Origin of the sequence: Thalassotalea litorea (assembly GCF_005843925.1) — a bacterium.
Classification (GTDB): domain Bacteria; phylum Pseudomonadota; class Gammaproteobacteria; order Enterobacterales; family Alteromonadaceae; genus Thalassotalea_A; species Thalassotalea_A litorea_A.
Genome location: NZ_VCBC01000006.1, coordinates 250,721 through 259,635, shown reverse-complemented (window position 1 = coordinate 259,635; position 8,915 = coordinate 250,721). Strand labels below are relative to the sequence as shown.

General features: G+C 44.7%; 8 protein-coding genes. All 8 read right to left on the bottom strand.

Going from position 1 to position 8,915, the window contains the following annotated elements:
* Positions 1 to 482: 482 nt before the first annotated feature.
* Complete coding sequence (locus tag FE810_RS07990) at positions 483 to 1,778, bottom strand: adenylosuccinate synthase (RefSeq protein WP_138319504.1); 1,296 nt, start codon at positions 1,776 to 1,778, stop codon at positions 483 to 485.
* 133 nt (positions 1,779 to 1,911) lie between these two features.
* Positions 1,912 to 2,100 (bottom strand): DUF2065 domain-containing protein, encoded by a 189-nt coding sequence (locus tag FE810_RS07985; RefSeq protein WP_138319503.1) that lies wholly within the window; start codon positions 2,098 to 2,100, stop codon positions 1,912 to 1,914.
* A gap of 92 nt (positions 2,101 to 2,192) precedes the next feature.
* Entirely contained in the window at positions 2,193 to 3,071 is an 879-nt protein-coding gene (gene hflC, locus FE810_RS07980; protein WP_138319502.1) for a protease modulator HflC, read from the bottom strand.
* 2 nt (positions 3,072 to 3,073) lie between these two features.
* Positions 3,074 to 4,222: an FtsH protease activity modulator HflK gene (gene hflK, locus FE810_RS07975; RefSeq protein WP_138319501.1), complete on the bottom strand. Its 1,149-nt coding sequence runs from the start codon at positions 4,220 to 4,222 to the stop codon at positions 3,074 to 3,076.
* 67 nt (positions 4,223 to 4,289) lie between these two features.
* Positions 4,290 to 5,576, bottom strand: a complete 1,287-nt coding sequence (hflX, locus tag FE810_RS07970; RefSeq protein ID WP_138319500.1) for a ribosome rescue GTPase HflX — start codon at positions 5,574 to 5,576, stop codon at positions 4,290 to 4,292.
* Between the two features lie 31 nt (positions 5,577 to 5,607).
* Positions 5,608 to 5,853, bottom strand: a complete 246-nt coding sequence (gene hfq / locus FE810_RS07965) for an RNA chaperone Hfq (protein WP_138319499.1) — start codon at positions 5,851 to 5,853, stop codon at positions 5,608 to 5,610.
* A gap of 223 nt (positions 5,854 to 6,076) precedes the next feature.
* Positions 6,077 to 7,012: a tRNA (adenosine(37)-N6)-dimethylallyltransferase MiaA gene (gene miaA, locus FE810_RS07960; protein ID WP_138319498.1), complete on the bottom strand. Its 936-nt coding sequence runs from the start codon at positions 7,010 to 7,012 to the stop codon at positions 6,077 to 6,079.
* Positions 7,013 to 8,914 carry a DNA mismatch repair endonuclease MutL gene (gene mutL, locus FE810_RS07955; RefSeq protein WP_138319497.1) on the bottom strand — a complete coding sequence of 634 codons (1,902 nt, stop codon included), beginning with the start codon at positions 8,912 to 8,914 and terminating at the stop codon, positions 7,013 to 7,015.
* Position 8,915: the final 1 nt, after the last annotated feature.

Below are 8,915 nucleotides of genomic sequence, written 5' to 3'. Positions count from 1 at the left end.
TGTATGGACTCCGTCGTAAAGGTTTGGTCATTTTTACGTTACATCCCCGAGGGGAGGGAGTCCATACATCGTGACACTACAGGGAATCTTAGTCTGAGCCGAATGTCTCAAAAGTGCCAGCCAGAGTCATACGCTACCCCATTTATTTACACCGTCATCCCCTGCTCCGACAGGGGACCTCCCTTCATTTTACTGAGACTTGTTTACTTAGCTCTTTAGTTAAGAAGTTGAAATAAATAGGATCACAGCATGCGATAGGAGGTCCCGCATCAAGTGCGGGATGACGGCGCATTATTAAAAGAAAGTGGGAGGTTCAATGACTCAAACTCGCTATTCACGGCCGTTGGCCGCCTGATTAAATTACCGGATAAAGCTGACCTGTGCAATCTGGCTTTATCAACATACACTATCGTGTTTAGTCAATCTGCCAAAAAAAAGCCCGCATCAGCGGACTTTCTTAAATCAGTATTATATCGATTCGATTATTCGAACGGATTAACCAGAATCATCGTTTCGTTACGATCTGGGCCGGTAGAAATGATATCTACGGGAACGCCAGTGACTTCTTCTATGCGCTTGATATAAGCAATCGCATTTGCAGGAAGCTCATCACGATTCGTCACGCCAACCGTCTTTTCATCCCAACCAGGCATAGACTCATAGACAGGCGTAATGTTTTCGTATCCTTCTGCCGCCATCGGTGGCACCGTCAGGATGTCACCGGACTCAGTTTTATAACCGGTACAGATTTTCAGTTCTTTAAGACCATCCAGAACGTCGAGTTTAGTTAAGCAAAAACCTGTAATGGAATTGACTTGTACTGCACGATGCATCGCGACAGCGTCAAACCAACCACAACGGCGCTCACGACCAGTCGTCGCACCAAACTCATGTCCGACAGTACCTAAATGATTACCAATTTCGTCATCGAGCTCTGTTGGAAATGGACCAGAACCTACGCGAGTTGTATATGCCTTAGTGATACCTAAAACATAATCAAGGTGAAGAGGACCGAACCCACAACCTGTTGCCACACCACCAACAGTAGTGTTTGAAGAGGTGACATAAGGGTAAGTTCCGTGATCTATGTCAAGTAAGGTACCTTGAGCACCTTCAAACATAATCGACTCACCATTAATACGGGCCTGGTCTAATAATTCGCTGATATCCGCTGTCATTGCCTTAATGATGTCGGCCACTGCCAGCGCGTCTGCCAATACTGTATCAAAGTCCAAAGCCTCAGCTTTATAGTAATTGGTCAGTACGAAATTATGGTATTCCATAATTTCTTTTAATTTTGCTGCAAAGGATTCCGCGTCAAATAAATCGCCAACGCGCAAACCGCGTCGAGCCACTTTATCTTCATAGGAAGGACCAATACCACGACCCGTAGTACCGATCGCTTTATTACCACGGGCAGCTTCACGCGCCATATCTAAAGAGATATGGTAAGGCATGATCAATGGACATGCGTCACTGATCAGCAGACGGTCACGTACCGGCACACCGCGATCTTCAAGCATTTTGATTTCTTTCATCAAAGCTTCAGGACTTAATACTACCCCGTTACCGATTAAGCATTTTACGTTGTCACGTAATACGCCTGATGGGATCAAATGCAGGACGGTTTTCTCACCGTCAATTACTAATGTATGACCAGCATTGTGTCCACCTTGATAACGAACAACGTATTTTGCTTTGTCCGTTAACAGGTCAACGACCTTACCTTTACCTTCGTCACCCCATTGGGTGCCTAACACAACGACGTTTTTGCCCATATCTATTGCAGTTTTTTGAAAGAAAATTAGGCGGGGATTCTACCAAATGTTTGAGGTAAAGATCACCCGTTTTATCGACTTTTTTACAGTTATGGGGTTAATTCTAATCTAAGTTGGCACAATTGCAGAGAATTTAGGAGAAAAGTAAAAATAAACTCAGGCCAGCGATGATCAATACCAGACCAATCTGCCGGATGACTTTGACATCTTCCTGGGCAAGTTTAAGCATTAACGACTGCCAGCGATTAGGATAAAGCAATGGTCCTATGCCTTCAAAAATTAACATAAGCGCCAGAGCAAGCAGAAATATAGATAAAGTCATGGTTTTCGATTAGCGATTTGATTAAGAAAGTAGGTTACGTGGGCAACCATTGGACGTATAAAAAAGCCCACAATGATGTGGGCTTTTAAACGTTATTTATCGGTTTGTTTGAGATACTTGAAGAAGTCAGAATCTGGCTTAACGACTAAGATATCTCCTTTGCTATTAAAGCTATTTTCATACGCTTGTAGCGAACGGAAAAATGCAAAAAACTCAGGATCTTTTTGATAAGCATCGGCATAAACTTTAGCCGCCAATGCGTCACCTTCACCACGAAGAGTAAATGCTTGTTTCTTCGCATCAGCGAGCATTACCGTTACTTTCGCGTCGACAGTTGCACGGATAACCTCAGCCTTCTCACGACCTTGCGAGCGATGCTCTGCAGCTACCGCCTGACGGTCAGCACGCATCCGGTCAAAAATTGAATTTTGAACTTCCGATGGCAAGTTAATACGCTTTACCCGAACATCGACAACTTCGATACCTAAATCTTTACGGGCACTTTGCGCACTGAGCTTGGCTTTTTCCATTAGAGAATCACGGTCACCGGAGACAATTTGGCGAATGGTACGAGTACCAAACTCTGTTCGTAAGCCGTTATTCACCTTTTGCTTAAGCAGGTCCTGTGCGTTTTCTAATGAACCACCATTGGTACGAACATAATACGTCGAGAAATCTGCGACACGCCATTTAACGTAGGTATCAACCAAGACGTCTTTTTTCTCAGCGGTAACAAAGCGATCTGGCGCCGCATCCAATGTTTGAATGCGGGCGTCAATTTTTCGAATCCGTTCAATAAATGGGATTTTAAAATGAATACCAGGCGCATAAACTTTCATTTCGCCAGTATCCGTCCGTTTGATTTTTGAAAACTGAAACACGATACCGCGCTCTGCTTCATTGATCACGAATACCGATGACACTGTCAATAGCCCAAGTGCCACTAGAATAATCACTAAAAAGTTTTTCATGGTTAGTTATCCCCCCGGCTGAAACGGTCACTGCGTCCCGGAGGCTTATTAGGCCCTGTATTTGTTGATTGCACTGGTGTTTGCGCACTACCAGATAAGCCTTGGCTGTACGGCAACGTCAACTGAGGTTGCTGCTGCATGATTTTATCCAATGGCAAATACATCATGTTATTACCACCTTCCACATCTACCATCACTTTCGATGTTTTGCTATATACCTGCTCCATGGTTGCTATATACAAGCGATCACGGGTAACTTTCGGCGCAGCCTGATATTCGGGAAGAAGCTTTTCAAATTTCGCTATTTCACCTTGCGCTGCTAATACGATTTGTTGTTTGTATGCCAGAGCATCCTGTTCCATGCGGATTGCACGGCCCCTTGCTTCTGGTTCTACTGACAAGGCATATTTTTCAGCTTCAAGACCAAAACGTTCTTCATCTTCTCGAGCAGCAATCGCGTCATCAAATGCATCTTTTACCTGTTCAGGCGGACGTGCATCTTTAAAGTTAACATCGGAGATCATGATGCCCATATTATAAGGCTCAATGATTTTCTCCAGCTCAGACCAAACCGATTGGCGTACTTGTTCACGACCGCTGGTCAACACTTCATCCATTTTTGTATGGCCAATCACATAACGAATGGCACTATCAAATGCATGCGCCAAACTTTCATTGGCATTAGTCACATTGAACAGGTAATTGCGCGCATCAATGATACGATACTGAACCTGCATTTCGACCATAACCACGTTTTCGTCTTCGGTGAGCATATCACCGCGAGATGGCAAGTTATTGGTTGTCTGAACATTGACAGGAATCACGCGCTGTATAAATGTTGGCTGCCAGTGAATACCAGGCTCTACGACACCTGTAAACTCACCAAATTGCAGTATCACACCACGTTCCGATTCTTTAATGGTATAGAAACCACTAATTCCCCAAACCACAGCCGCGAGAATAAGCACAATGGATAAACCGATACCGCTGAAGCTATTCTTGCTATTGCGGTTAGGTTTATTGCCAAAAATTCCACCGAATTTATTACCTAGATCTTTAAGTAATTCGTCTAAATCAGGGGGTCCCTGATCACGACCACCTTTATTTTTCCAGGGATCCTTATCATTATTCCCCGGTTCGTTCCAAGCCATTTCGCTCTCCGTTAGATTGCAATTTTTATTAAGGGCATTTGTGTATTACCAATATACTATCAGTAGGTTAATGCAGGATAAAGTTTTGCAGTTGAGAATTATCCTGTTTTAGTAATTTTTTCCATTCTCGCAAAGGCATTTTGACGTCCAGCAGACAATTTCCCTGCTCATCAAACTGCTCATCTGATATACAGTTTAGTTCGTATAATGCTCCCCGCAATTTTCCTTCGCTCGGGGGAATTTTCAATCGATAGTGGACAATATCTTGCCCAAGGCGCTCAGTAAGTGCCTGAAATAAAAGCTCTAAGCCAATATTAGCACGAGCCGAAAGCCATACTCGGATGGGTTTACCATGTTCGTCACGATCGATTTTCGGGGACACATCATCGAGATTGTCAATTTTATTACAAATCAGTAATTGATCGATATCATCGGCTTCTATTTCTGCCAACACCGATTCTACTTGAGCAATGTTATCAGAACGGCGTTCGTCGGAAATATCGACAACATGCAACTGTAATTGCGCTTCGCGGGTCTCCGTCAAGGTCGCTTTAAACGCCGCGACCAAGTCATGGGGCAAATGCCGGATGAAACCAACTGTGTCAGCGAGAATTACTTTCCCCACTTCCTTTAGACTTATTTGCCTTAAGGTTGGATCTAAAGTTGCGAACAATTGGTCTGCGGCATAGACCTCAGCGTCAGTAATCTGATTAAATAACGTCGATTTTCCGGCATTGGTGTAACCCACTAACGAAACGGTAGGAATTTCTGCCCGTTCTCTTAATCGTCTACCCTGATGCCGTTGTTTCTCAACCTTCTCAAGACGTTTTTTTATTGTGTGCATACGTTCGCGCAATAAACGACGATCAGTTTCTAACTGAGTTTCACCGGGACCGCGCAAACCGATGCCGCCTTTTTGTCTTTCTAAGTGGGTCCAACCTCGAATTAAGCGACTTGATATATGTCGTAATTGAGCCAATTCGACCTGTAATTTACCCTCATGAGTACGCGCGCGTTGTGCAAAAATGTCGAGAATAAGTGTGGTGCGATCGATTACCCGGCATTGGCAAAGAGCTTCTAAATGTTTTTCCTGGGAAGGGGACAAGGCATGATTAAAGAGAATTACATCCGCTTCAAACATTTTAACCGCTTCAGCAACTTCTTCGGCTTTACCGCTGCCGACAAAATATTTCGGATGTGGCGTATCTCGCCGTCCGGTGACGACAGTTAGCGCATTGACACCGGCGGAAGACACCAGCATCTCAAATTCTTGTAAATCTTCGCGTGCGTTTTCTTGCGGAAAATCGATGTGAACAAGTACTGCTTGCTCACCTGCTTGATGTCGATCAAACAAATGAGCAACTCCGATTCAATCTCATTTAATACTATTCCATCGGCTGGTTAAATTCAGCTGGATTACTGGTATTAACCGCCCGAGAAGGGACTACCGTCGAGATCGCATGCTTATATACCATTTGACTCACGGTGTTTTTGAGTAAAATCACAAATTGATCGAACGATTCGACCTGACCTTGTAATTTAATCCCGTTAACAAGATAGATCGCTACAGGAATGCGGTCACGTCTTAATGCGTTCAAAAACGGGTCTTGTAAAGATTGCCCTTTTGCCATTTTAAGGCCCCTTATTTTTTATTCTTTCTAATAATTTTGTTTCAAATTTAGCTAGTTACACAACGAGCCATTTAATTATACACAGAGATCCTAAACTTGTTTGCTTTTTCTCTAAAAATTTTTAAGTCGCGAACAATATCTAAACAATGATGATGATTATTGCCTTTGATCTCTGATACGGCGTTGATTTTGATAACAGGTATTGCACTCATAGGGAAAATACTTAACACAGTTTACCGAGGATAGTTTGCAGATTATCCGGATCGTCTGTGGTTAACCAGGTTAAGTCTGGCCAACTTCGCAACCAGGTTAACTGACGTTTTGCCAATTGCCGAGTGGCACAAATACCGCGAAATTCCATTTCTTTAGCATCGTAATCACCTTGGAGATATTCCCACATTTGCCGATAACCCACACAACGTATCGACGGTAAATCCGGATGCAAATCGGAGCGTTGTTGCAAGGTTTTAACTTCTTGCTCAAACCCCTGCGCCAGCATTTGCTTGTACCTCAACTCAATGCGTTGATGGAGCGTTGCACGCTCTTCGGTACTAATTGCAAACTGCAATACTGGCCCTTCGACCGCTTGCCCTTTTTCTTCGGTTAGTCGTGTTAACGACTTTGAGGATATGCGATAAACTTCCAGAGCCCGGGTTAAACGCTGCGGATCATTTGGATGTATGCGATTTGCCGAGACCGGGTCAACCTTCGCTAACTCTTGATGAATATGTTCCCAACCCTGCTGTGCTGCCAACTCTTCAATGTCATTGCGGATAGCGGCATCTGCCGGTGGCAAAGGAGACAATCCCTGCAACAGGCTTTTAAAATACATCATGGTGCCACCGACCAATACCGGGTAGCGTTGTTTAGACCGAGCGGACTGAATCGCGGCTTTGGCATCACGACAAAAATCCGCGGCGGAATAACTCTGAGCAGGGTCAATTAAATCAATTAATTGGTGCGGGTAGCTTTTCAATTCTTCTGCGGTTGGTTTGGCCGTGCCGATATCCATGCCTTTGTAGACAAGCGCTGAATCAACGCTAATCAAATCACAGGGAAGGTGATCCGCCAGCTGCATTGCCAGACTCGTTTTACCGGAGGCGGTTGGTCCCATAATACAAATGATGGGCAACAAAGGCGCTTGTTTAAGGTCGGTCATTCACTCGGCTAGCTCTAATTGAAGTAAGTACGAAGTAAGGTCTAGTTCTATACAATTCAAGTCAAACAGGGCAAAAAAGTCCAGATTTGTTGAATCGTGTAACACTTTTACAATCGACTGTAATTCCGCCACAGTGGCGACTGGCTGGCACAATAACTGCGCAAAACAATCGAGCCAATTCAATTCGGTCGTGGATTGTTGCTGCAAGATTTTCAATAACTGGGTAAAGCTCGACTGGATATCCTGCTCTCTGAGTAAAGCCGGATACTGACGAATAATACATTTACCCCGAGGTTTGATGTCTAATTCGATGCCGTGATCGCTAAATTGTTGCTGATGTTTACCAATAAAATTGATGACATCATTGTCCAAATTGATGGCAACCGGCAACAATAGAGGTTGAGAAACCACTTCCTCGGCCAGTATCCGAGCCATTTTCAAGCGTTGATATTGAAGGTTCAGTGGCGCGGTCTTGAGTAAAAACAACGTATCCTGATGCAGCACAACCGCGGTATTTTTCGGCCCCAGTTTCACCACCTGATAATCCGCAGACGCCAAATCCTCACCAAAACTTACCGGCATTACTTGGCTCGTTTCCCGACTGGACTGCTTAGCTGTATTTTCGCTTTCTCGGATCAGGTTGGGATTAATATCGGTAGATAACAGCTTGTCATAGTTGGCAAGTGCCTGCTTACCTGGTTTGTCACTAAAATGGCGTTGCGAAGACGATTGCCGGGAAAACCGCTGCGACGACGCCGCAGAATAATTTGTCTCGGTTGACGATTGCGGTGTAACTGGCGCTGTCTGATCATCGGCGTTTTGAAGACGCAGTGGTTGCCGATAATCGCTATGTTCATCCAACGTCGTGGTTTGGCCCGCTTGCTCACTGTCGTGTTCAGTAAGAATGTCTTGCTGCAGGCTCTGGCTAATGGCACTGACAATAAAGTCGTGGACGAACCGCGCATGGTGGAAACGCACTTCATGTTTGGCAGGATGCACATTAACATCGACCTGATCGAAATCGAGATTTAAAAACAACACAAACGCAGGATATGAATCGTGAGTCAGGCGTTCACCATAGGCTTGACGGATCGCATGATTGATCAACTTATCCCGCATCATCCGGCCATTGACATAGCTATAACAAAGGTCATTTTGATTACGGCTAAAGTTGGGATTAGCAACCCAACCAAATAAATGTAGGCCCTGATGCTCAAAATCGATTGCAATGGCATTATCAACAAATGCTTGCGAACAAATACTCGCCAATCGCTTTTCCACTTGTTTATCGGTTGTTGCACCGCGATATTGGCGAACGGTTTTCCCATTATGATTGAGGGTAAAAATGATATCGAGTTTAGATAACGCGATACGGCGAATCACTTCATCGATATGGCTAAATTCGGTTTTATGGGTACGTAAAAACTTGCGGCGAGCGGGAGTATTAAAAAATAGGTCTTCAACATCGATGGTGGTGCCATCTGGATGCGCCGCCGGTTGGATATCGACTTCCATTTCCCGACCCGTCGCCATCGCTCGCCAGGCAGTCTCTTGATCCGCTGGTTTAGAAGTCAGGGTTAATCGGGAAACAGAGCTGATACTGGCGAGTGCTTCACCACGAAAACCCAAGCTGGAGATCGACTCCAAATCGTCGAGATCTTTGATTTTACTCGTCGCATGTCGGGATAACGCCAATGAGAGTTGGTCTTGATATATGCCTTTACCATTGTCGATGATACGGATGCGTTTATGGCCACCCTGCTCAATATCGATCACAATTTTATTGGCGCCGGCATCAATGCTATTTTCCACCAGTTCCTTTACCACGGATGCTGGTCGTTCAACCACTTCGCCAGCCGCTATCTGGTTGGCCAGACGCGGCGGTAATATCGCAATGGTCATC